Source organism: Plantactinospora solaniradicis (assembly GCF_042658085.1).
Lineage (GTDB): Bacteria > Actinomycetota > Actinomycetes > Mycobacteriales > Micromonosporaceae > Plantactinospora > Plantactinospora solaniradicis.
The window spans coordinates 276,647-299,995 of sequence record NZ_JBHSPR010000037.1 but is presented as its reverse complement, the minus strand read 5'-3'; the positions used below and the strand labels follow the sequence as shown (position 1 = coordinate 299,995).

The 23,349-nt window shown below is 71.2% G+C and carries 15 protein-coding genes; 6 read left to right on the top strand and 9 right to left on the bottom strand.

What is annotated here, in order from left to right:
* Window positions 1-23: 23 nt before the first annotated feature.
* Together ACFP2T_RS32755 and ACFP2T_RS32750 are read left to right on the top strand one after the other, a co-directional pair.
* On the top strand, window positions 24-2,585 hold the full coding sequence (locus tag ACFP2T_RS32755; RefSeq protein ID WP_377428623.1) for a sensor histidine kinase: 2,562 nt from the start codon (window positions 24-26) through the stop codon (window positions 2,583-2,585).
* The gene (locus tag ACFP2T_RS32750) at window positions 2,582-3,004 is read left to right on the top strand and encodes a roadblock/LC7 domain-containing protein (protein ID WP_377428621.1); all 423 of its coding nucleotides are present in this window, start codon (window positions 2,582-2,584) and stop codon (window positions 3,002-3,004) included. The genes ACFP2T_RS32755 and ACFP2T_RS32750 overlap by 4 nt, the downstream gene beginning before the upstream one ends.
* A gap of 41 nt (window positions 3,005-3,045) precedes the next feature.
* Here the strand turns inward: ACFP2T_RS32750 and ACFP2T_RS32745 are convergent, their stop codons facing one another.
* Window positions 3,046-4,059, bottom strand: a complete 1,014-nt coding sequence (locus ACFP2T_RS32745) for a phosphotransferase family protein (protein WP_377428620.1) — start codon at window positions 4,057-4,059, stop codon at window positions 3,046-3,048.
* A 94-nt stretch (window positions 4,060-4,153) separates the two neighbouring features.
* Window positions 4,154-5,653, bottom strand: coding sequence for a GH1 family beta-glucosidase (locus tag ACFP2T_RS32740; RefSeq protein WP_377428618.1), 1,500 nt, complete (start codon window positions 5,651-5,653; stop codon window positions 4,154-4,156).
* A 1,079-nt stretch (window positions 5,654-6,732) separates the two neighbouring features.
* Between ACFP2T_RS32740 and ACFP2T_RS32735 the strand changes: the two genes are divergently transcribed.
* From ACFP2T_RS32735 to ACFP2T_RS32725, 3 genes are all read left to right on the top strand, one after another.
* The gene (locus tag ACFP2T_RS32735; protein ID WP_377428616.1) at window positions 6,733-9,642 is read left to right on the top strand and encodes a glycoside hydrolase family 48 protein; all 2,910 of its coding nucleotides are present in this window, start codon (window positions 6,733-6,735) and stop codon (window positions 9,640-9,642) included.
* Between the two features lie 408 nt (window positions 9,643-10,050).
* Complete coding sequence (locus ACFP2T_RS32730; RefSeq protein WP_377428615.1) at window positions 10,051-10,962, top strand: phosphatase PAP2 family protein; 912 nt, start codon at window positions 10,051-10,053, stop codon at window positions 10,960-10,962.
* Window positions 10,963-10,997: 35 nt separating this feature from the next.
* Entirely contained in the window at window positions 10,998-11,678 is a 681-nt protein-coding gene (locus ACFP2T_RS32725) for a maleylpyruvate isomerase N-terminal domain-containing protein (protein ID WP_377428613.1), read from the top strand.
* A gap of 25 nt (window positions 11,679-11,703) precedes the next feature.
* Here the strand turns inward: ACFP2T_RS32725 and ACFP2T_RS32720 are convergent, their stop codons facing one another.
* Window positions 11,704-12,537 carry a DUF1028 domain-containing protein gene (locus tag ACFP2T_RS32720; RefSeq protein ID WP_377428612.1) on the bottom strand — a complete coding sequence of 278 codons (834 nt, stop codon included), beginning with the start codon at window positions 12,535-12,537 and terminating at the stop codon, window positions 11,704-11,706.
* A 109-nt stretch (window positions 12,538-12,646) separates the two neighbouring features.
* Here ACFP2T_RS32720 and ACFP2T_RS32715 point away from each other — a divergent pair, with 109 nt between their 5' ends.
* Window positions 12,647-13,627, top strand: coding sequence for an LLM class F420-dependent oxidoreductase (locus tag ACFP2T_RS32715; RefSeq protein WP_377428956.1), 981 nt, complete (start codon window positions 12,647-12,649; stop codon window positions 13,625-13,627).
* Between the two features lie 10 nt (window positions 13,628-13,637).
* Here the strand turns inward: ACFP2T_RS32715 and ACFP2T_RS32710 are convergent, their stop codons facing one another.
* The 6 genes from ACFP2T_RS32710 to ACFP2T_RS32685 all read right to left on the bottom strand — a co-directional run bounded on the left by ACFP2T_RS32710 (window position 13,638) and on the right by ACFP2T_RS32685 (window position 23,221).
* Window positions 13,638-16,058 (bottom strand): transglutaminase TgpA family protein, encoded by a 2,421-nt coding sequence (locus ACFP2T_RS32710; RefSeq protein ID WP_377428610.1) that lies wholly within the window; start codon window positions 16,056-16,058, stop codon window positions 13,638-13,640.
* On the bottom strand, window positions 16,052-17,206 hold the full coding sequence (locus ACFP2T_RS32705) for a DUF58 domain-containing protein (protein ID WP_377428608.1): 1,155 nt from the start codon (window positions 17,204-17,206) through the stop codon (window positions 16,052-16,054). Before ACFP2T_RS32705 ends, ACFP2T_RS32710 begins: the two co-directional genes overlap by 7 nt.
* Before the next feature lie 10 nt (window positions 17,207-17,216).
* Window positions 17,217-18,212, bottom strand: coding sequence for an AAA family ATPase (locus ACFP2T_RS32700; RefSeq protein WP_377428607.1), 996 nt, complete (start codon window positions 18,210-18,212; stop codon window positions 17,217-17,219).
* A 30-nt stretch (window positions 18,213-18,242) separates the two neighbouring features.
* Window positions 18,243-20,891 (bottom strand): fibronectin type III domain-containing protein, encoded by a 2,649-nt coding sequence (locus tag ACFP2T_RS32695; protein WP_377428955.1) that lies wholly within the window; start codon window positions 20,889-20,891, stop codon window positions 18,243-18,245.
* A gap of 250 nt (window positions 20,892-21,141) precedes the next feature.
* Window positions 21,142-22,512 carry a tetratricopeptide repeat protein gene (locus ACFP2T_RS32690; protein ID WP_377428605.1) on the bottom strand — a complete coding sequence of 457 codons (1,371 nt, stop codon included), beginning with the start codon at window positions 22,510-22,512 and terminating at the stop codon, window positions 21,142-21,144.
* Window positions 22,513-22,642: 130 nt separating this feature from the next.
* Window positions 22,643-23,221 carry an LURP-one-related family protein gene (locus ACFP2T_RS32685; RefSeq protein WP_377428603.1) on the bottom strand — a complete coding sequence of 193 codons (579 nt, stop codon included), beginning with the start codon at window positions 23,219-23,221 and terminating at the stop codon, window positions 22,643-22,645.
* Window positions 23,222-23,349 lie beyond the last annotated feature (128 nt).

Genomic DNA, 23,349 nt, shown 5'->3' with positions numbered 1-23,349 from the left:
CATCGAGGACGGTAGGAGGCGTGGTGGCTGTTGCCCCGGATCCGTCACACGGCGCCGTCTCGCGTCACCGCCGGCGCCGTCTCGACGTCCGGGTCGTACCGCACCGCCGCCGTTCCGCGTTCCGGCTCCGGGACTGGCGGATGCGGACCAAGCTGGGCGCCGTCCTGGTCGTTCCGTCGATCGCCTTCCTGGTACTGGCCGGCGCGCAGACCGGAGCGCTGGTCAGCCAGGCGGGCCAGCTCGGCGAGTTCGCCGACCAGGTCGGGGTGGGACGTGAGATCACCGCACTGATCCACGAGTTGCAGCGCGAGCGCGACCAGACGGCCGGCGAGTTGGCGGCGCTCGCTTCGGCACCCGGTGGACAGTTGGAGCCGGGTCAGGCCCTGCCGGCGCTCGAACCGGTGTATCCGGTCGCCGACCGGGCGATCAACCAGTTCCGGGTGGCGGCGGAGCCGTTGGCGCGCGGCGAGGCGTCCTGGCGAATCTCCTACGACCGGGTCGACGAGGCGCTCAAGCGGCTGCCCGAGGTCCGGGCCGCGGTGCCGGCCGCCGGGTTGACCCCTAATCCGGTGCTCAGCGAGTACGACCGGGTCATCGAGGTGCTGCTGGTGCTGCTGGCCGAGCCGTCGCCCGGTACGGACCGTGCCGACCTGACCGACGCGGTACTGCGGTACGTCGAGTTCGCCCAGGTGAAAGAGGTCAACTCGAAGATCCGGGGTCATCTCTACGCCGCCGCCCGGGCCGGGCGGTACGAGCCGACCGACCTGGTCGCGCTCACCGACCTGCGGGCCCAGCAGCTCACCGGGCTCGCCGACTTCCGGCTGTCGGCGACCGACCGGCAGATCGAGCGGTACAACAGCGCCGCCGGCAATCCGAACTTCGTGGCCGCCGTCCGGATGGAGGAGACCACGTTCGCGTCCGGCGACCGCATCGCCACGGTGCTCAAGCCGACGACCTGGTGGACGATCAGCCAGCAGCGACAGGATCTGCTCCGGCAGGTCGAGGCGGGTGCGGTCGCCGACGCGGTCGATCTGGCGGAGAGCCGCAGCGGCGAGCAGTTGCGCCGTACGCTGCTCACCGCCGGTGGTGTGCTGGCCGTACTGCTCGCCGCGCTGTTCACCTCGATCGCGATCGGCCGGTCCGTCGCCAGTTCCCTGCGGATGCTGCGGAGCCAGGCGCTGCGGGTCGCCCAGATCGAGCTGCCGGAGACACTGGAGCGGCTGCGTACGGGCGATCCGGTGGCCGCCGAGTTCGAGGTGCCGCCGGCCGACGTACGGTCGATGGACGAGATCGGCGAGGTGGCCGAGGCCTTCGTGGCGGTGCACCGCAGCGCCGTGACGGTGGCGCTGGAGCAGGCGGTCATGCGTCGGCACGTCAACGCGATGTTCGTCAACCTCGCCCGGCGCAGTCAGGTGCTGGTCGAGCGCCAGCTTGAGCTGCTGGACGAGCTCGAACAGGACGAGGGCGATCCCGATCAGCTCGAGAACCTGTTCAAACTGGACCACCTCGCCGCCCGTATGCGCCGGAACGACGACAGCCTGCTCGTGCTGGCCGGCACCGAGGCAACCCGGCGGTGGAACCGCCCGGTGCTGCTCTCCACGGTGATGCTCGCTGCCGTCGCCGAGATCGAGCAGTACCAGCGGATCCGGCACAACGTGGCCGACGAGCTGTACATCGTCGGTCACGCCGTTGCCGACCTGGTGCACCTGCTCGCCGAGCTGCTGGAGAACGCCTCCTCGTTCTCCCGGCCGGACACCGTGGTCCGGATCGACGCCGCCAGTCAGCGGGACGGCAGCGTGCTGGTGGAGATCGTCGACGAGGGTCTCGGGATGAGCCCGACCGCGCTCGAACAGGCCAACGAGGTGCTCGCCGTACCGCCGGCGGCGGACGTGTCGGCGTCGGAGCGGATGGGTCTGTTCGTGGTCAGCCACCTGGCCGCCCGGCAGGGCGTACGGGTGCGGTTGCGACCCACCGATTCCGGTGGACTGCTCGCGACGGTCTGGCTGCCGGCGAACCTGCTGGCGTCGGCACCCGCGTCCGAACCGATGGACGGGCGGGGCCGCCGGATGCTCACGGTCGTCGCGGGTGCGGTGGCCGGCACGAACGGGACGCACCCGCCGGCCGGTGGACGGCCGGGCGGCGGTGTTCCGGGCGAGGCGGCGCAGGCGCGGCGTACGGTCCGGCGGGAGACCCCGACCCGGGCCGAGGACGTGCTCGGGCAGGCCTCCGACGGCGGTCCGGAGCCCGGCAGCACCTGGTGGGCCCGGCAGGGCCGGTCCGGATCGGCGGCCTTGTCGGCCACCCCGCACGCCCCACTGCCCACCGGGAACGCTCCGCCCGCGGTGCCGGTGACCGGTGGAATCAAGCCCAGTGGGCTGCCGATCCGGGTGCCGATGGCACAGTTGCCGGTGAAGTCCGAACCAGTCCGGCCGAGGATCCCGGTTCAGCGTGAGGAGCCGGATCCGGAGCAGGTGGCCGGGACGCTGTCGCGGTACTACAGCGGCGTCCGGCGGGCCGAGGCTGAGGACACGATTGTCATGCCCATGGCGCCGGCCGGCGCGCGCAGCGAAGAGGAGCAGTATTGAGTACGCTCAGTCAAGAGGCACGGGATCTGAACTGGCTGGTGAGCGGGTTCACCGAACGGGTACCCGGAGTGGCCCACGCGATCGTTGTCTCCGCCGACGGACTGCTGGTGGCGGTCTCCGAGCACCTGCCCCGGGACCACGCGGACAAACTCGCGGCGGTCACCTCGGGTTTGTGCAGCATCACCACCGGAGCCGCCGAGATGTTCGACGGCGACATCGTGAAGCAGACGGTGGTCGAGATGGGCCGGGGATACTTCCTGGTGATGCAGATCAGGGACGGTTCGATCCTTGCCACCCTCGCCGCCAACGACGCCGACATCGGTGTGGTGGGCTACGAGATGGCGAAGCTGGCCAAGGCGGCCGGCGAGATGCTGACTCCCGCACTGCGTGCCGAACTCCAGCAGGCACTGCCCCGCTGACCGACGGCGGTCGGTCAGCGGGGCAGCGGAGCTGGTCTGCCTCATCCGCGCCGCACCTGGTCGAGCCGACCGAGCTCGGTGTCGAGCAGACCGATCAGCCACTGTTCGTACTCCGACCGTTCCGGGCCGTCCCAGCCCCGGGTGGCGCCCTCGATCGCCATGATCAGATAGAGGTAGATCGTGTAGAGGGTGAGCCGGCGTCGGGCCGCGTCGGTCAGTTCGAGCCTGCCGTGCCCGGCCGACGCGTACCCGGAGAGGATCTCCGGCTCGTCGTCCAGTTCGCGGAACAGGGTCATCGAGACCAGCTCGGCCAGTGGATCGCCGAAGAACGCCCGTTCACCGTCGATCAGGCCGGTCACCCGGACCGTGCCTGCGGCGTCGGCGGCGATGAAGACGTTGCCGTCCCACAGGTCGAAGTGGACCAGCGCGGGCCGGCGTACCTCGTCGAGCGCGTCCGCGTGCCGGCGTAGCAGCGCGCCGATCCGCTCCGGTGGGCTGGGCAGCGCGCTGCCCAGCCGGGTGGCGTCGGCGAGGATGTCGTCGACCATGGCGCCGAACGCGGCCCGCCAGGAGGGTTGCCAACTGCGGCTGCCCCGTAGCGGATACCCGTACGCCGGGCCGGTGACCGTGTGAAGCCGGGCCGCGATCGCGGCGATCTCCCCGCGTACGGCGGCGAGCTGCGCCGGGGTCAGGTCGTCCCGGGTTCGGTGCAGGTCGGTCCCGGCCACCCGGCTCAGGAACACGAAGTCGGTGCCGATCAGGTCCCGGCCGAAGTCGAAGTAGACCACGTCCGGTACGGCGACGTCGGCCCGGCCGGCGCGGCGGTAGAAGTCCACCTCCGTGCGCATCAGGTCGACCTCGTGGCTGAGCAACTTCAGCTCCGGCGGCGGCGCGACCTTGAGCACCAGGTCGGTGCCGTCGACCAGGGTGATGGCGTACGCGGCGTTGTAGGTGCCGCCGGTCAGTTCCTGCCATCGCTCGATCTCGGCCCGGTCACCGAAACCACGGTGGACCAGTGATCGGAGTTCGGGCTCGGTGACGTGCCTTCTGGTCAAACTGTGGATCTCCATGGAACCCCCCCCGTCTTCGGCGGTTGCGGTCGGGCGGTCGCGGTACACGCCCGAGTGGTGGCCGATACGCCGATGGGGGTCAGAGGGTGTTGGCGGCGATCACCCGGCGGTACCAGTTGGCGCTGCGCTTGGGGACGCGGCGTTGGGTCGGGAAGTCAATGTAGATCAGTCCCCATCGCTGTTCGTACCCCTCGTTCCACTCGAAGTTGTCCATCAGCGACCAGACGTGGAAGCTCTCCACCGGCACCCCGTCGGCGATGGCCCGGTGTACGGCCGCGAGGTGGTCGCGCAGGAAGGCGATCCGCCCGGGGTCGTCGACCGTGCCGTCGGCGGCGAGGATGTCGGGGGTGGGCAGGCCGTTCTCGGTGATGGTCAGCGGCACGTCGCCGTAGTCCCGGGTGACCCGGGTGAGGATGTCGTACATCCCGTCGGGGTAGATCTGCTGCCAGCTCGCCTCGGAGGTCGGCCACTTCCGTACCATTCCGCCGTCGCCGGTGACGTAGATCGGGGTGTAGTACTGCACCGCGAGCAGGTCCACCGGAGACGAGATGATCTTCAGGTCGCCGTCCCGGATGCCCCGGACCATCCGGTCGTCCGGGCCGAGATCGTCGAGCACGTCAGCGGGGTAGGCGCCCTTGAAGATCGAGTCGAGGTAGAGCCGGTTCTCGTAGCCGTCGTAGAGCCGGGTGGCCTCGGCCGCCCCCGGATCGTCGTTGGCCGGGTAGCAGGGGTGCAGGTTGAGGGCCGGGCCGATCCGACTGTCGCTGCCGGTGGCGCGCAGCGCGCGTACGGCGAGCCCGTGCGCCAGTTGCAGGTGGTGTGCGACCAGGTAGGCGGCGGCCGGGTCCTGTAGGCCTGGGGCGTGGTGTCCCTGCAGGTAGCCGTTCTGCACCACCGTCTTGGGCTCGTTGATGGTCAGCCAGACGGGCACGCTGGCGCCGAGCGCCTCGAAGACCGCCTCCGCGTAGTCGGCGAAGCGGTAGGCGACGTCCCGTGACTCCCAGCCGCCGATGTCCTGGAGCGACTGGGGGAGGTCCCAGTGGAACAGGGTGGCCATCGGGGCGATGCCGCGCTCGTTCAGGCCGTCCACCAGGCGCCGGTAGAAGTCCAGGCCGCGCTGGTTCGGTGCGCCGGTGCCGTCGGCCTGGATCCGGGGCCAGGAGATGGAGAACCGGTAGGTGCCCAGTCCGAGGTCCTTCATCAGGTCCAGGTCTTCGACGTACCGGTGGTAGTGGTCGGCGGCGATGTCGCCGGTGTCGCCACCCCGGACCCGTCCCGGGGTGTGGCTGAAGGTGTCCCAGACCGACTCGCCCCGACCGTCGTCCTTGGCAGCGCCCTCGATCTGGTACGCGGAGGTGGCCGCGCCCCACCCGAAGTTGTCCGGAAAGCGGAGGCCGAGCTGCGCCTCGGGCGCCGAGAGGCGCTCGTCGTCGGCCTCGGACTCGCCGTCGCATCCGGCGGTCGCCGTGCCAGCGGTGGCGGCGGTGACGGTCGCGCTCGTCGACAGGCGGGCGGCCGGGACGGCGCTGGCGGATAACGCGGCGCGGCGCAGCAGATGCCGCCGAGTCAGTACGGACATGCTGTCTCCTCGTGAGTGGGGCCCTCCGCAGGACGCCCGGGAGCGCTCCCAAACAAGAGCGTAGCGATCTAGCGGGCGAATGCGTATGGGATGTTCGGATGGCAATGGCGGGTCTGGGCCTCGTCCATTGCCCGTCCCCACGTGCACCATGACCACGGCGACCGGCGCCTGTGCGTCGCGTCGCGACGAGGCCGGTCGCCGTCGGAGTGCCGATGACGAAGCCGGTCGACCGGTTCGGCGCCGAGACGCTGTACCGATGACCGATTTTCCCGTCGTTGGCGGGGGGTTAGTGTGTGGGGACGGGGAGGGCAACCCCCGTCCCCACCGTGAGTTACAAACACGCACGAGCGGAATTGGCGTCCATGTCGTGCGTGCCGCGCGGGAGCCGGGCCACGCGAGTGGCTCTGGTTCCACCTCCTCTCGACGGTGGTGAGATGACCGACGGCGGAGTCCGGGCTGGCCCGCCGCCAGCCTTGTGGCTGAGCGGTCGGCGACTACGTCATACTTCCCGTAGCTCGCCAACGGAACTGGATCAACCCGGCGGACCGGATGTTCACAGTCTCCGTAGCTGGTGCGATCCAAAGCTACTTACATCTTCATCGATGGAAGCGCTCCCATCGACGTTGATTGGACTGTAGCCCGCGTCACGGTTTTGTGAAAGACCCAAAATAAGATCGAAACATCAGGCCAACGTCGATGAAACTCCGTTGTGCTTGCCTCGATCGACTCCCTCGCAGGTCAGTGGCGTTCTCCGACCGTCTGTAGTGGAGCGGCACGGGGTTCCACTTGCTGCGGGAGCGCTCCCATGCCACACTGTCGAGCATCGCGGTAGGGAGCCACAAGCTGACGCGATCGCGGGCCGCCGAGGGCATCCGATTTTCGGTACGGCGCCCCCTTGAGTACCGATCGGAGCCGCCACGTCCGGCGTCTCCTCCGGCGTCCGCCGACCCCGGTCCGGGACGGGTTGACCACCACCATTCTGGCGCCTACCCACCCACGCGCACCGCTTCCGCTCCATGCGCAGGAGGCGCCACAGCCGCGGCAGCACCGCGGCCCGGTCCGCGAGGAGAAGTCACGAAATGAAGTTGAGCTTAGGAAGACGCCGGGTGGCGATGGCTGCCGCAGGCGTACTTGTGGTCGGGGGTGTCGCCGTCGTCCCCGGTACCGCCTACGCGGCCCCCGCCTGCGACGTCACCTATGCCACCAACAGCTGGGGCTCCGGATTCACCGCCGCCATCACCATCCGGAACGTCGGCGACCCGATGACCAGCTGGAACCTGGGATTCACCTTCCCGGGCAACCAGCGCATCACCCAGGGCTGGTCGGCCAACTGGACCCAGTCCGGCGCCAACGTGACGGCCACCAACCTGTCCTACAACGGCAACATCGGCACCGGTGGTTCGACCAGCATCGGATTCAACGGCTCCTACTCGGGGACCAACGCCAGCCCGACCGCCTTCACGATCAACGGCGTCGCCTGCAACGGCGCGCAGAACACCGCGCCCACCGTGGACATCACCGCACCGGCCAACGGCGCGACGTTCACCGCACCCGCCAACGTCACCGTCTCGGCAACCGCGAGCGACGCGGAGGGCCCGGTCCAGCGCGTCGAGTTCTACCGCAACGGCCTGCTGGTCGGCACCGACACCAGCGCGCCGTACAGCTACACCAACAGCGCGCTGCCGGCCGGGTCGTACACCGCCCAGGCGCGTGCGTTCGACAGCGCCGGACTCAGCGGCATCGACGAGGTGACCTTCACCGTCGGCGGCACCAGCCAGGCGAGCGTGGTCCTTCCCGCCACTGTGACGGTGGCCGAGGGCAGCACCGCGCCGCTGAACGTCAAGCTCAGCGCCGCGCCGACCAGCAACGTCACCGTTTCGCTGGCCAGGACCGGCGACAGCGACGTGACGGTCAGCCCCACCAGCGTCACCCTCACGTCGTCGAACTGGAACACCGGCGTCAACGCGACGGTCAGCGCCGCGCAGGACGCCGACTCCACCAACGACAGCGCGACGATCACCGGAAGCGCCAGCGGGCGTACGCCGGGGAGCACCGCGGTCACGGTGACCGACGACGAGGGCGGCGACCCGAGCGGCGAGTACGGCGAGGAGTTCCTGGAGCTCTACAACAAGATCAAGGCTCCGGCGAACGGCTACTTCAGCCCCGAGGGCGTGCCGTACCACTCCGTCGAGACGCTGCTGGTCGAGGCCCCGGACCACGGTCACGAGACCACCTCCGAGGCATTCAGCTACTGGCTCTTCCTGGAGGCGATGTACGGCCGGACCACCGGACAGTGGGGTCCGTTCAACAACGCCTGGCAGATCATGGACCGGTACATTATCCCGTCCGAGACCCAGTCGAACTACAACGCCAGTGACCCGGCGGACTACGCCCCCGAGGCCAACCGCCCGGACCTCTACCCGCAGCAGGGCGGCAAGCTCGACGCGAACGTCCGGGTGGGTCAGGACCCGCTGGCCGCCGAACTCCAGTCCACCTACAACAGTGGCCGGGTCTACGGCATGCACTGGCTGCTCGACGTCGACAACGTGTACGGCTACGGCCGCTGCGGCGACGGCACCACCAAGCCGGCGTACATCAACACCTACCAGCGTGGCCCGCAGGAGTCGGTCTTCGAGACCGTTCCGCACCCCTCCTGCGAGACGTTCGCCGACGGTGGCCCGAACGGCTACCTGCCGCTGTTCATCGGCGACTCCTCGTACGCCCAGCAGTGGCGCTACACCAACGCTCCCGACGCCGACGCGCGCGCCGTCCAGGCCGCGTACTGGGCGCTGAAGTGGGCCAAGGAGCAGGGCAACCAGAGCCAGATCAGCACCACCATCCAGAACGCCGCCAAGATGGGCGACTACCTGCGCTACGCGATGTACGACAAGTACTTCAAGCAGCCCGGTTGCGCCTCGCCGTCCTGTGCGGTCGGCACCGGCAAGAACAGCTCCGCCTACCTGCTGTCCTGGTACTACGCCTGGGGCGGCTCGCAGGGTGGCAGCAGCAGCTGGTCCTGGCGGATCGGCTCCAGCCACAACCACGGCGGTTACCAGAACCCGTTCGCGGCCTGGGCGCTGTCCACGGTCACGGAGCTGATCCCGCGGTCGCCGACGGCGCGTACCGACTGGGCGACCAGCCTCACCCGGCAGATCGACTTCTACACCTGGCTGCAGTCGGCCGACGGTGCGATCGCCGGTGGCGCGACCAACAGCTGGAACGGCGACTACAGTGCCCGCCCGGCCGGCGTGCCGACCTTCTACGGCATGGTGTACGACGTCAAGCCGGTCTACCACGACCCGCCGTCGAACCAGTGGTTCGGCTTCCAGGCGTGGAGCATGGAGCGGGTCGCGGAGTACTACCACGAGAGTGGTGACGCCCGGGCCAAGGCGCTGCTGGACAAGTGGGTCAACTGGGCGCTGGCCAACACCACGGTGAGCGGCTCGAACTACCAGATCCCGTCCACGCTGAGCTGGAGCGGCCAGCCGGGTGGGAACTGGACCTCCGGCACCACCTCGGTGAACAACAGCAACCTGCGGGTCTCGGTGGTCGACCACACCACGGACGTCGGTGTCGCGGGTGCGTACGCCCGGACGCTGATCTACTACGGTGCCAAGGCCGACCACGCGGCGGCCAAGACGACGGCCAAGGCGCTGCTCGACGCCGTCCTGCAGCACAAGGACGACCTGGGCGTGTCGGTGACTGAGACGAAGGCGGACTACAACCGGTTCGACGACACCTACAACTCCAGCACCGGCCAGGGTCTGTACATCCCGTCCGGCTTCACCGGCACCATGCCGAACGGTGACCCGATCAACTCCCAGTCCACGTTCCTGAGCATCCGCTCGTTCCTCGAGGACGACCCGGACTGGGACAAGGTGGAGGCGTACCTGAACGGCGGCGCGGTGCCGACGTTCAACTACCACCGCTTCTGGGCGCAGATCGACGTGGCGATGGCACTGCACGACTACGACCGGCTGATCGGTTGATCCCGGTTCCCATACGGGCCTGATTCCCACGGTCAGGCCAAACGTGGCGGGTCCGGCCGGATTGGCCAACGCAGCGATCCGGTCGGCCCGCCACTCCCTCCTCCGGCAGCACGCTCCGGACGAGCGGCACAGAACTGCGGACGGGCGGCACCTGGGGTGCCGCCCGTCCGGCTTGGCGCCGGGCCTGTCGACAAACCGGGTGTCCAACCCCTCCGTGCTCCGGATGCTGAGTTTTCAGTCAGCCTGTCGTGCCCTCGGGCGGGGAACGGAGTAGCCTGACAGACAGCAGGAGGGGCCGCTTCCCCCGTGGCGGCCCCTCCTGCTTCTCGCTGTCCCGATCCGCCGACGGTCGCCCGCGAGACGATCGGAATGTTCAGCGCGTGGCAATCGGGTGGTGCGGTGCCGGGCATGCCCGGCACGTCCGTTACGGTGTGCCGCGTGCGTGGGCGGAGCAGCATCCTGACAGGCGCCTGGCTGGTCGTGCTGACCGTGGCGCAGATCCTGACCGTCGTCGTGGTCTGGCGGTTCGCCGTCGGCACCGAACAGGGGCAACTACTCGACACGATCGCCCTGAACGGCAACACGATCGGGCGGCAGCGGATCGAGGGCATCGTCGGCGGCGTGCTCGACGCGGTATCCCTGCTGTCGATGGTGGCCGCCACCGCGGTCATCGGGTTCATCGCGTTGATCCGCCGACGGCTTCTGCTCGCGGTGGTCACCGTACTGCTCATCGTGGGCGCGAACGTGACCACCCAGGCCCTCAAGTACTTCATCCAGCGGCCGGACTTCGGCGTCGACCCGGAGCGCGAGACGGCCGGCAACAGCCTGCCCAGTGGACACACCACCGTGGCCGCCGCGGTGGCGATCGCGCTGGTCATGGTGCTGCCGCCCCGGGTCCGCGGCTGGGGCGCGCTGATCGGCGCCGGCTACGCCGCGGCGGCGGGGGTCGCCACCCTGTCGGCCGGCTGGCACCGGCCCAGCGACTCCGTGACGGCCCTGTTGATCGTCGGTGCCTGGGCGACCGCGGCCAGCTTCGTACTGCTGCTGCGGCAGAGCGACGACATGCAGGTCGAACCCGCCGACGGAAACCGGCGGGTGTTCAGCGTGCTGGCCATCGGAGGGCTGGTCCTGCTGCTGGCCGCCGCGATCGCCATCGGCTGGACCGACGGCGCCCGCTCGACGCCGATCCCGGAGTTCGACCGCCGCCAGCTCCTGGTCGCGTACGGCGGCAGCGCGGCGGGCATCGCCGGCACGGCCGCCCTGGTGACCGCCCTGGTGCTGCTCACCATGCATCGGGTGGTACCCCGGCACACCGCTTGACGTCGCCCCACGCCGCGTCGGATAGCGTTCCCGGCGTGCTGACACGTGACATCTTCCAGGCCGAGGCCGAGCGGCTGTCCGAGGTGCTGGCGGGGCTGACCGAGGCGGATCACCAGCGCCCCACCCCCTGCCCGCCGTGGAACGTCCGAGGACTGGCGGCACACGTGCGTACCGGCGCCGGCCGGGTGATCGGCATGCTCGCCGAGCCCGCGCCACCGCGCGCCGAGGTCGACGCCGTGGACTACTTCGGGCCGGCGAAGTTCGCCCCGCAGACCGACGCCGCCCGGGTCGACAGCGCGCAGCGGGAGGGCGACGAGTTCGACAGCGGTCGCGCGCTGGCAGAGGACTTCGACCGCACCTGGCGGGCCGCGTACGCGGCCACCGGCACGGCGGAACCCGGCCGGGTGGTACGCACGAGGCACGGCGACCCGATGACGCTCGACGACTTCCTGGTGACCCGGGTGGTGGAGCTGGGCGTGCACGGGCTGGACCTGGCCACGGCGCTCGGGCGGGCGCCGTGGTTGACCACCCCGGCTCGGGACCTGATCGCCGGTCTGCTGACCCGGGCGGCGGGCGTGGCCGGTGCCGGACTGGCCGACGAACTCCGCTGGGACCGGCTGACCCTGATCGCCAAGGCCACCGGTCGACGGCCGCTCGCCGCCGCCGAACAGGCCGAGATCGACCGGCGGGGCGTACGCTGGCCCGCCTTCGGCTGACCCTGCCGACGTCCCGGTCGCCGGGTCAGGACTGGGCGCGCAGGTGGGCCAGCACGACCGGGTCGATCCGGGCCGGCACCAGGCGCTCCTCCAGGTTCTCCACCCCGGCCCAGGCGGCGAGCCGGTCGTCCAGCCCCGATCCGTCGTCGGGATAGCCCAGCGCGCCGAGCAGCGCCGTCACCTCGTCGGCGAGGTCACCGGTCAGGTCGAGCAACGTCTGTGGGTCCGGCCGCCCGAAGAGCATGGTGTGCACGTCCAGCAGCCGGGCCAGCTCCGTCACCGGATCGGGGTGGTCGTCCACCCGCAGGTCCAGCACGACGTCGCTGCCGCCGCCGTACCCGCCGCCCCGGGCGACCACCAGCAGCGCCGCGCTCTGCCGACCACGGCGATCACCGCCGGCCCGGTCGCCGGCACTCAGCGCCGCGAGGAGCCGGTCCGCGAAGCGCCGGTCGGCGAGCGCCAGCCACGCGTCGCGCATCTCGTCCAGCACCTCCGGGCCGGTCAGGATGTTGCCCTGGACCGCCCAGCCGGTGCCGGCCTGTCCACCGGCCCAGTCGTGGCAGCCCGGCCCGGTGTAGCTGGCCCCCTCGCCGTCGGCGCCGACCACTCCGAGCTGCCGCTGCGCCCGGCCCGAATCCGCGGCGACCAGCCCGGCCACCACGTCGGCCGCGGCCAGACCCGTACGGAGGAAGGCGAGTCCCTGCGGTCGGTAGGCAAGATTGGCGTACGCCTGGGTGGCCAGCGCGCCCACCTCGGCCTCGGCGGCGGGCACCACGGCGCCGACGGCGAGAAACTTGCTCGCCACCGCGACGCCGTGCATCCTGCCGTCGTCGGACCGCGCGACTATCGAGAAGGTCACGTGGCCGAGGCTACCAAGATCGGGTCCACTCCCGGGGGACCAGCGGCGCGGGATCTTGCCCGGCAGACGGCCGACCAGGCACCATCGACCGATGACCACACGCTGGGGGATGACCGTGCCGTTGAGTGGCGTTCCGCTCGCCGGGCACGCCGCGATCTACGCCGCACTCGCAGGCGCCGGGTTCACCGACCTGTGGTCCTCCGAGGTGGCCGGGAGCGACGCGTTCACACCGCTGGCCCTCGCCGCCGCCTGGCAGCCGGACGTGCGGCTGGGCACCGCGGTCGCGCCGGTATACACCCGGGGGCCCGGCCTGCTGGCGATGAGCGCGGCCGCGATGGCCGAAGCCGCCCCGGGACGGTTCTCGCTCGGCATCGGGGCCTCGTCACCGGTGCTGGTCCAGGACTGGAACGCCACCCGGTTCGTCGAGCCGTACCGCCGGACCCGGGACATGCTGCGCTTCCTGCGCGCGGCGCTCCGGGGCGAACTGGTCGACGAGGTCTACGACACCTTCACCGTACGGCGGTTCCGGTTGGAGCGGCCGCCGGTCGCGCCGCCGCCGATCCTGCTGGCCGCGTTGCGACCCCGGATGCTGCGGCTGGCCGGCGCCGAGGCCGACGGCACGATTCTCAACTGGCTGGCCGCCGAGGACGTGCCACGGGTGCTCGCCGAGCTGGGTGAGCGCCGGGCCGGCTTCGAGGTCGCCGCCCGGATCTTCGTCTGCCCCACCGAGGACGTCCAGCACGCCCGCGCGCTGGGCCGCCGGCTGATCACCACCTACCTGACCGTGCCGGCGTACGCCGAGTTCCACCGCTGGCTCGGCCGGGAACCGGTACTCGGTCCCATGTGGCGTGCCTGGGCGGCCGGCGACCGTCGAGGGGCCGGCGAACTGCTCCCGGACGAGCTGGTCGACGCCCTGGTGATGCACGGGTCGCCGGACGCCTGCCGCACCCAGATCCAGCGGTACGCGTCGGCCGGAGTGGACGTCCCGGTGCTCGCCCTGCTACCCACGCCGGAACTGGCGGCCGGCGGAGCCCCGGCGCTGGCCACGACCATCGCCCAGCTCGGCCCGGCGACCGTGGAGGCCACCTGAGCCGAGTCGCTCAGCTCCGCCAGCGGAGCGGGCCGGGATGCAGGGACCAGAGCACCCGCCGCCACCACGGGCGGTCCGCGCGCAGTTCGCCCGCGTACGTCAGGGCCAGGTCCGCAGCCTGGCGGGCCTGGTCGTCGGTGGCGTTGCCCGGCGCGAACGCGGCCAGGTTCACCAGTACGGCCAGGTCGTCGATCGGTGGAACGGCTCGGCGCAACGTCCCCGGGCGGGTCGGATCCGTCGGGTCGGCCGGGGCCGGAACGCCGTCCCCGGAGCCGGCGGGCCCGGTCGGAGCCGAGGGGGCGGTCGGGCCCTGGCCGCTGGACCGGGCGTGCTCCGCGACCTCCGTCGCCGCCAGGTGGTTCGGCACCGGACGGCCGGCGAGGCGCAACGCGTCGGTCACCTCCCGCCAGGCACCGTAGATCCGTTGCGCCGGAGATCCGTCGGCGAGCCGGCGGCGTCGCTGGGCCCGCCGCAGGCTGACGACCACCACCGCCAGGCCGGTCAGCAGCAGTAGCAGGCCGCCGGTACCGCCGCCGACCACCACCGGTGTGCCCAGGCCGCCGCGCCGGTTCGGGGCGGCCGCCGGGCCGGGCGTACCGCTCGGGGTGGGTTCGGCGGTCTCGGTGGCCTCGTCCGGCGGCGGGGTCGGGTCCTCCGGCTCCGGCTTGAAGTCCTCCTCGACCGGCCGGGGCTTGGTGTTCGGCTTCGGCAGCGGATTGAACGGCACCCAGCCGAGCCCGTCGAAGAGCACCTCCGGCCAGGCGAGTGCGTCCGCGGCGCGTACCGGTCCGCTGCCGGTGGACGACTGGAAACCGACCACCACCCGGCTGGGCAGGCCCATCATCCGGGCCAGTACGGCGAACGAGGCGGCGAACTGCTCCGAGGTGCCGCGTTGCCCGCCACCGTTGCTCGGTCCGAAGAGGAAGAAGTTGAGGTTCGGATAGGCGTGCCCGCTCGGCGCGTCCGGGACCACCCGATAGTGCTCGGCGAGGAAGCTCTCGATCGCCGCGGCCCGGCCGTACGGGGCGCCGTTGTCCTCGGCGAGTTGGGTGGCGAGCCGCTGGAGCTGCTCGGGTGCGCCCGCCTCGACCCGGAGGAACCGGGCGACCGCGTCGCCGGACGGCACGTTCGCCGCCGGCAGGAGGTCGTAGTCGGGGCGCTCGCGTACCGAGGTGACCGAGTAGGCCAGCCCGGACTTCAGCCCCTCGGGCCGGATCATCGTCCCGCTGCTCTGGTCGTATGCCACCCGGGCGCCGGTCACCTCGCGCGGGGTCGGCACGGCGGGCAGCAGCCGCCCGGTCAGGCCGTCGATGATGATCTGCTGTTCGACCCGTTCCGTCCGGACGTCGGGTACCGACTCCACCGCCGGCAGGACCCGCCCGGCGTTGCGGTACGTGGCGCCGACCCGCCAGGTCACCCCGTCGTAGTCGTTCAGCACGGCGAGCCGGATCCGTACCCCGGCCGGTTGCTTCAGCTCCTCGACCGGGTCCGGCTCGGCCGGCGCCTCGTCGGCGTCCGGGGTCGGTTCGGCACCGCCGTCCGGGGCTCCGGTAGCCGGCCCGGCCGCCGCCGGCACGCCGGCGGTCGTCACGTCGAGCAGCTTCTGGTCCGGGCTCAACGCCCAGCCGGAGATCCGGATGAGCGGGTTCTCGTCGAGGCTGTCCACCTGCGGTGGCTGCACGTATCGGCGTGGGTCGACCGGGGTGGTGCCGACCTGGCGGGCCACCAGCGGTGCCAGCAGGGCGGCGAGCCCGACGACCAGGGCCAGCCCCGCGGCGGTGCCGGCGAGCAACCGGAGCCGCATGGTGGCCCGGACCGCCGGAGGAAGCTCGGAACCGGGATCGGGCGAGCCCGGGGGCGGCTGACTCGGCCGCCCGCCCGCGGCGAGCGCCACCGCTCCCGCCGTGGCGAACGCCAACGTCGGCCAGATGGTCGGTTCGGCGTTCGGTCCCACCACGTAGAGCGCCCCGGCGTACAGGCCGGCGGGGGCGACCAGGCCGAGCAGTACCCGGCTGGCCCGGATCCCGACCTCGGCGCCGGCCAGCCCGGCCAGCCAGGCGGTGACCAGTGGCACGATCACGGTATCCGGCATCGGCTCGACCGGAATCAGCGCGGTGAGCAGCCGGGGGATGCCGTTGCGGGCCGCGTCCGCCGCCACGTCACCGAGCGCGCCCGGCAGGTCGGCCCGCTGCGCGGTGAACCACAGCGCGAACGCGGTGTAGCCGAGCAGCGCGCCCACCGAGAGCGGTGCGACCAGCCAGGACGGCAGGCGCCGGGCGGCCAGGCTGACCCCGACTGAGCCGACCGCCGCGCCGAGCACGAGTTGGGTGAGCAGCGGATCGGCGTACACCCGGCCGAGCACCGCGCCGGCGAGCCCGATCATCGCGATCAGCGCCAGCGGCACCGGCAACGCCCGCAGCAACCTCACCACCGCCGGACTCCGTCCCACTCGGCGGCGAACTCCGCTCCGTCCGCCGCGTCGATCACCACCAGACCGGACACGGCGCCCGGGGTCTGCCCGCCGGCCGCGAACACCCCGGCGACCACCGACGGGTACGCCGGTCGTAACGCCCCGAGGTAGCCCAGGTCGGCGCGGGCACCCGGCCCGGTGAGGAAGACCAGGGTGTCGCCGAGCCGTTCCTGCCGGAGCCGGAGGGTGACGGTACGCAGCGGGTCGCGGTCGTCGCCCCGTGGCCCGGACACCAGGTCGGCGGCGGCGAGCCGGTCGAGGAACTCCCCGGTCCCGTCGTCGTCGGCGACCAGCAGCAGGGTCACCGGCAGATCCTCGCGGCGGGCCGCGGCGACCACCGAGGCCGCCGCCTCGCACGCCGACTCGAAGGTCTCGGCGATTCCGTCGGTCCGGTCCGGATGGGCACCCGCCCGGTTGTCCAGCAGTACGACGATCCGGGGCAGGCTGGTGTCCACCTGCTCGCGGACCATCAGCTCGCCGACCTTGGCGCTGCTCCGCCAGTGCACCCGGCGCAGCTCGTCGCCGACGACGTACTCTCGGAGCGAGTCGAAGGTGATCGACCCCTGCGGCACCTTGTCGTGCCGGCCCTCCAGACTCCGGGACACCCCGCTCGGTACGGCGGACAGCAGGTGGATCCGGGGGTGCACCCAGACCTGCGCGGTCCTGCCGTGTGACCGGGCGACGACGATGAGCCCCAGGGCGTCCCGCCCGGTGACCCGGAGTGGACCGACGGCGATCACTCCTCGTCGGTGGGTGGGTACCGGATAGCTGACCGTGGTGTCGCGGCCGGGGCGCAGCCGGAGCAGGGGCACCGGGACCGGGCGGCTGCCACAGCGGTCCTCGGCGATCAGGTTCGCCGACCGCAGCCGGGCACTGTTCCGCACCGTGAGGGTCATGGTGGCCGGCTCGCCCCGGCCCACCCTGTCCGGATCGGCCACCCGGGACACGTCGAGCCGGGGCCGCCAGGCGGCGTTGCCGGCGGCGCAGGCCACCGCGATCGCGGCGGTGGCGCCGAGCAGGGCGAGTTCGGGGTAGCCGAAGCGGAACCCGGCGGCCAGGAGCAGGGCGGCACCGGCGAGCAGACCGATGCCGCGTGCGGTGATCGTCATGGTGCCGGGGTCAGGTGCCCGCGGAGGCGAGCTGCCCCGAGGGGAGCGGCACCGGCACCGACGCCACCGCCTCGTGCAGCACCTCGGCCGCGGTGACGCCGCGTACCTGGGCGTCGGGGGAGAGCAGGATCCGGTGTGCGAAGACCGGCTCGGCCAGGATCTTGAGATCCTCCGGCATGATCCAACCGCGCCCGTCGATCAGCGCGTACGCGCAGGCCGCCCGGGTCAGCGCGATCACGCCCCGGGGGCTGACCCCGACCCGGACCTGCGGATGGTTGCGGGTGGCCGCGGCCAGGCGGACCGCGTACGCGTAGAGCGGATCGGCGATGTGCACCCGCTGTGCCATTCGGACCATCTCGCCGACGGTGGCGGTGTCGGTGACCGCCTCCAGAGCCTCGGGAGACCGGACGGTGGCACCGCGCAGCACCTCGATCTCGACCACCTCGTCGGGGTACCCGATGGACAGTTTCACCAGGAACCGGTCGAGCTGCGCCTCGGGAAGCCGGTACGTTCCGTCCATCTCGACCGGGTTCTGGGTGGCGACCACCAGGAACGGCCGGGGTACGGGGTGCCGAACCCCGTCGACGGTGACGTTCCGTTCCTCCATCACCTCCAGCAGCGACGACTGGGTCTTCGGGGAGGCCCGGTTGATCTCGTCCGCGATGACGATGTTGGCGAACACCGGCCCGGGATGGAACTCGAAGGCCCGGGTCGCCTGGTTGAAGATGGTCACCCCGGAGACGTCGGACGGCAGCAGGTCCGGGGTGAACTGGATGCGCCGCCACTGCCCGTGCACGGTGGCCGCGATCGCCCGGGCCAGGGTGGTCTTGCCGACCCCGGGCACGTCCTCCAGCAGGACGTGCCCCTGGGCGAACAGCGCGGTCAGCGCCAGCCGGACCACGTGCGGCTTACCCAGCACCACCGAGTTGATGTTGTCGGCGATCCGGGCGGCCAGGTTGGCGAAGCCCTGCACATGGTGCGGGGTAAGCGGCTCGTGGTTGTTCACGGCTGTGGTGCTCCTTGCGAGGTGGTGCGATCAGCAGGTCGGCAGGACGTTGATGTTGTCGCCCCCTTCGAGGTTGAGCCAGGCCCACGGGATGTAGTTCTGGCCCTCGTACGCCACCCGGACCCACCAGGTGCTTTGCTTGTTGCTGTTGTAGATGTACGCGTCGACGTCTTCGCCCGACTTCTTGCAGAACGCCTTCAACCGGGTGCCATTCGGCACCCAGCCGACCTGTCGGTTGTTGTCCTGCTGGGTCACCGAGAAGATCTCGTTGCCGTTGCGACCGGGCCCGTCCCGGTCACAGTACGTCGCGGTGTCACCGCTCGCACCGTTGCGGCAGGTGGCGACGCCGTAGAGCGCATCGGTCGCCCTGCTGGTGGTGTCGGTATTACTACCGGCCGCGTTGGTCACGGTCACCGTCAGGTCGTACGTCGTGCCCGGCGTCAGTCCGGTGACCCTGATGCTGGAACAACCCCCGTTGACCTTCGCCCGGCCCGCCGGGGTGACCGAACACTGCGCCGTTCCGCCGCCCGCGTTCACGGTGAAGTTGACCGTGACCGAGGTGGTGTCCGCCGTCTTGGTGTTCTCGTCGATCGTCACCGTGGGCTCCGCCACCGTGCTTGCCGTGTCGGTGGCGGCGGTCCCGGGACCGGCCTCGTTGACGGCCTGCACCCGGACGTTGACGTTCGTGCCGTCGGGCAGACCACCGACGGTGGCCTGGGTGTCGGTCACCTCGCTCTTCTTGCCACCCGCCTCGACCACGTACTTGGTGATCGGCCGGCCGTTGTCGGGGGGCGGGTTCCAGGTCATCGAGATGGTGCCCTTGGACCCGCCGACGGTCTTCGCGTCCAGGTTGACCGGCGCTCCCGGGGTGGTGAACGGCACCACGCTGTTGCTGACCGGCGACGCGGCCGAGCCGGCACCCTTCTCGTTGATCGAGATCACGGTGAAGGCGTACTGGTTGCCGTAGTCGAGCTCGCCCGCGGGGATTACCAGCTCGGTCTTGGTCGACTCGCCGGCCGGGGCGTTCGCGCCGGCCGAGATCGCGGTCACCGCGTACTTGTTGATTTTGTAGCCCTGGCCGTTGGCCGCCGCCCACTTGACCAGCACCGTGCCGTCCGGTCGTTCCTCGGCGGTGATGCTGGCCGGCGGGTCGGGAACCTCGGAGGTCGGTACGACCGGGTTGCTGTTCCGGGCCGGACCGGCGCCCTTGCCGTTCACGGCGTGCACCGCGAACCGGTAGGTCTCGCCGTTGGTCAGGCCGGTCACCTCCACCGAACGCTGGTTCGCGCCCACCTCGAAGGTCCGGCCGGCGCCCTGCACCACGTACCGGGTGATCGCCGAGCCGTTGGGCGCGGCCGCGCGCCAGCTCACCCGCGCCTGGGCGTTTCCGGCCGAGGCGGTCACCGACTTCGGCGCGCCCGGCTTGCTGATCCGTGGCTTCGGCGGCGGCGGTGGGGCCGGCGGGTCCGGCGGCGGATCGCCGCCGAGGATGTTGTCCGCGTACTTGTCGACCTCCTGGACGTGGTGCTGGTCGTCGATCACGCGGGCGGTGGCGGAGTTCGGGGCGTTGATGAACAGGTGGTTCTCCCGGACCTCCAACTCCAGCGGACCGTTGGCACCCTTGATCTCGATCTTCTCGATCAACTTGCCGTCGAGGTCGAACGAGTAGACCGTCCCGGTGTCCTCGTCCGCGCAGTAGAACCGGCCGGCCCAGGAGACGGCCGGGCTGAGCTGGGTCCCCGCTCCGGGCACCTTGAACTGCCGCCCGACCGTGCCCTTCTCGGACACCACGACGTTCCGGTCGTCGGTCACGGTCACCGGCACCTGCGGACCGGTGGTGCGCTCCGGCAGCGCGCCGGGCCCGGTGAGCGGGAGCTTGACCGGGAGCTTGTCTCCGTCGCCGATCAGCGTGGTCAGCGTGCTGGTGGTCCGGTCGAGCACCGCGACGCCGTCGTCCAGGGTGGAGATCCTGAGGTCGTGGCTGGGCTCGGCGACGTCCACGCTGCGGATCTGCTTCGGGCTGATCCCGCCGCCCGTGCCGCCGCCAGCGGCGGAGTCGGCCGCGGCGAGGTCGGCGGCGGTGATGGCGGAGACGGTCCCCTCGCTGGGCACCGCGATCCAGAGTCGACCCTTACCGTCGAAGGCGCCACCGGTGATGCCCGGCGGATAGTTGATCTGCTCGCCGACCGGGGTGAGGGCGCGGGGGTCGAGCTGCCGGACGATTCCCTGCACCGCGTCGACCACGAATGCCGAGTCCTCGTGCAGCGCCACGTTCACGCCGATCCCGGCGGTGGTCCTGGTGGTCGCGATGATCTGTAGCGTCGCCAGGTCGAGCGAGCTGACCTGCCCGGTGTTCAGGTCGCGCAGGATCAGCAGGCGGTCCGTCTGGACGACCTGCATCTGGTGGCTGCGACCCTGCGGGATCTGGACCCGGGTGTCGACCTTGCCGGTGACCCCGTTGACCCGGGCCATCTCGCTCTTGGCCATGCTCCACAGCCAGGAACTCGCGTCGTAGCTGGCCACCGCGTTGTCCGCCGCGCCCAGCCCGAGAACGGTCAGACCCATCGCGGCGGCCAGCGCCGCCACGGTCGCGATGGTGACCAGGCCACCGCGGAGGCGGGACCGGCGACGAGCCGGGGGCGTGCCCGGCGCCACGCCCGCGGAACCCTCTCCGCCGATGCCGTCACTAACTGTGAAGCCGTTGCCTGTGGTGACCACAGCCGGCCGCCCTCCCCACCGTTGGCGGTCGTGTCCACCGCCGTCGTCAGCGAATCTCCCCGAAACCGGGTGCCATCATATGGCCAGCCCTTTGTACGCGGGTACCCGGAACATGTCGCTGTGGACGGACGCGCTGCGAATTGTGGATAACCTTGCGCCTCCGTGGCTGTCCTCGCAGGTCAACGGGGATGCAATCGGTGTCGAATTGTGATCAGCGAGGAGTTGCCGTCGCGCCGCCCCGGTTTGTGCAGACCAGGTCCGACGGGGCGTATTCGTTCGTGGAATAGACCGCCAGCACTGTGAAGCAGTAATCGAGCCGGGGATTCAACGCGTTGACCTTGTACGTGGTCTCACCCGCGCCGGGGGTGCCCATCGCCTTGGTCTCCTGGTTGGCCCGGGCACCGGCAACGATGAACGGCACCGTGCCGCCGCTCGGGTCGGTCCAGGTGATGGTGATCGCCGTTCCCTCGTCGAGCAGTTTCACGTCCGTCGGCTTCTCACCGGCGATGACCGGCTCCCCGCCCTTGTCACCCTGATCGGCGGTGTTCGGCGGCGCGTCCCGGTCGGCGACCACGGCGAAGACCACCACGATGGCGGCGATCACCGCGGCGGCCGCCGCGATGCCCGCGGCCACCGTCGCGCCCCGGCCCCGGGCCGGTTCGACCGGCGCTGGCGCCGGAGCCGGCACCGGCGGCGGGTTCGTGGCGATCACCGGGTACGGCTCCGGCTGCACCGACCGCGAGGAGTACGGCGGGTACGTCGACGCCGCCTCCTCGGCCTGTGTCGGCGTGTAGGACGAGGACGAGTGACCGGCCGAGATCGACGGGTACGTGGAGGTGGGCTCGTCGAGCGCCGAGTAGGCCGGCCCGCTGGTCGGGGCCGGCGCCCACTCCCCGCCGACTCCGGTCGTTGACGGGTACAGCCCGCCGGCCTGCGGCTGGAGCGGCCCGGGTGACGACGACACCGGTGCCGACACAGGAGCGTGCGGCGCGGAGACGGGCGCGTGTGGTGCCGACACAGGAGCGTGCGGTGCGGAGACCGGCGCGTGTGGCGCGGACACGGGTGCGGGTGGTGCGGAGAACGGTGCGTGCGGCGCGGAGACCGGTACCGGAGGAGACCCGGATGGCTGTTGAGCCGTGCCGCCGCCGCTGGATTGCGCGTCGCCGAGGTAGTCCCGGGCGGCCCGGACCTGCCAGTTGTCGTCACCGAGCACCCCGGGCCCCAGCGTTGCCACCCGGCCGAAGTTGCGGCGGGCCTCGTGCCGGTTGCCCAGCTCTTCGGCGACGGTACCCAACTCGAAGGTCAGTGCGAGCATCAGCGGATCCGCGTCACCGAAGCGGTGCTGGCCGTCGATCAGCGCCTCTTCGAGAATTCGGCGGGCCGCCGCCGGATCGTCGGCCTCCCGGTGCCACTGGGCCAGCAGGTGCACCGTGGCCAGCACCTCGGGATGGTCCTTGCCGTACGCCGGCCGGGCCGCTTCGAGCGCCTGTGCGAGCAGCCGCCGGGCGGCCGGATCGTCACCGCCGTCGCGGAGCGCCCGGGCACGGCCCTGTACGGCGGCGAGTTGTGGAGGCTGGGACACGCCCGCCATGCTGCCCCCTCGATGGGGTTACGCGCCAGCCGGGTCCCGGCCCGGAGCCACCGTCTCGTCGTCGCCGTCTCGTCGTCGCTGGTGGGCGCGTGTCCGGCGTGGGCACGCGCCCGGTGGCGGCTCAGCGGCTCTGCAGGGCGTCCAGCCCCACCGCCATCGCGATGACCAGTCGGCGGTCGAGCTGCGGCTGGTGGATCTCGATGACGTACCGGTCGCGCAGGCCCCACTTCTTGATGACCGAGAACGCCGGCTGCCCGCCGATGGTGAAGTCGAAGTGGTACGGCAACCAGGAGAGCGAGTCGATGAAACGACGGAGCAGTGCGACGGGGAGGCTGCGCTCCTGGCCGGTGGCCTGCCCGAGGCCGGGCTGCTCGACGTGCCAGGTGGAGCGGAGCAGGGACGCCTTGAAGTCCTTCCGGAACAGACCGATCGGGTTGCCGTTCGCGTCGGTCACGTCGTAGGTCGCGCCGAGGTCCATCACCTGGCGGGCCTTGAATCCGAGCACCGGCTGCTGCTTGGTGTCGTCCGTGTAGAGCGTGACCTGTTCCTTGAAGGCCATCCGCTTCTGCTGGGCGAAGGCGAGCATCTCGCCCTCGGAGCCGTCCGGTGACACCGCGTGGACCTGGTACTGGTTGACCATCAACCGGACCCGCTGCCGGACGTGGAACTGACTCTGGGCCTGAAGCATGTCGAGCTGCATTCGGGGGTTCCTTTTTGTGTGTGGGGGTGCCCGCCGTGATCGGCTGGGTGACCTCGGAGTTCCGCGCCATGGGCGCAGCCTCGGAGTCTTGCACAGCGGGCCCAGCTTTGGGTTACCCGTCGCCGCCC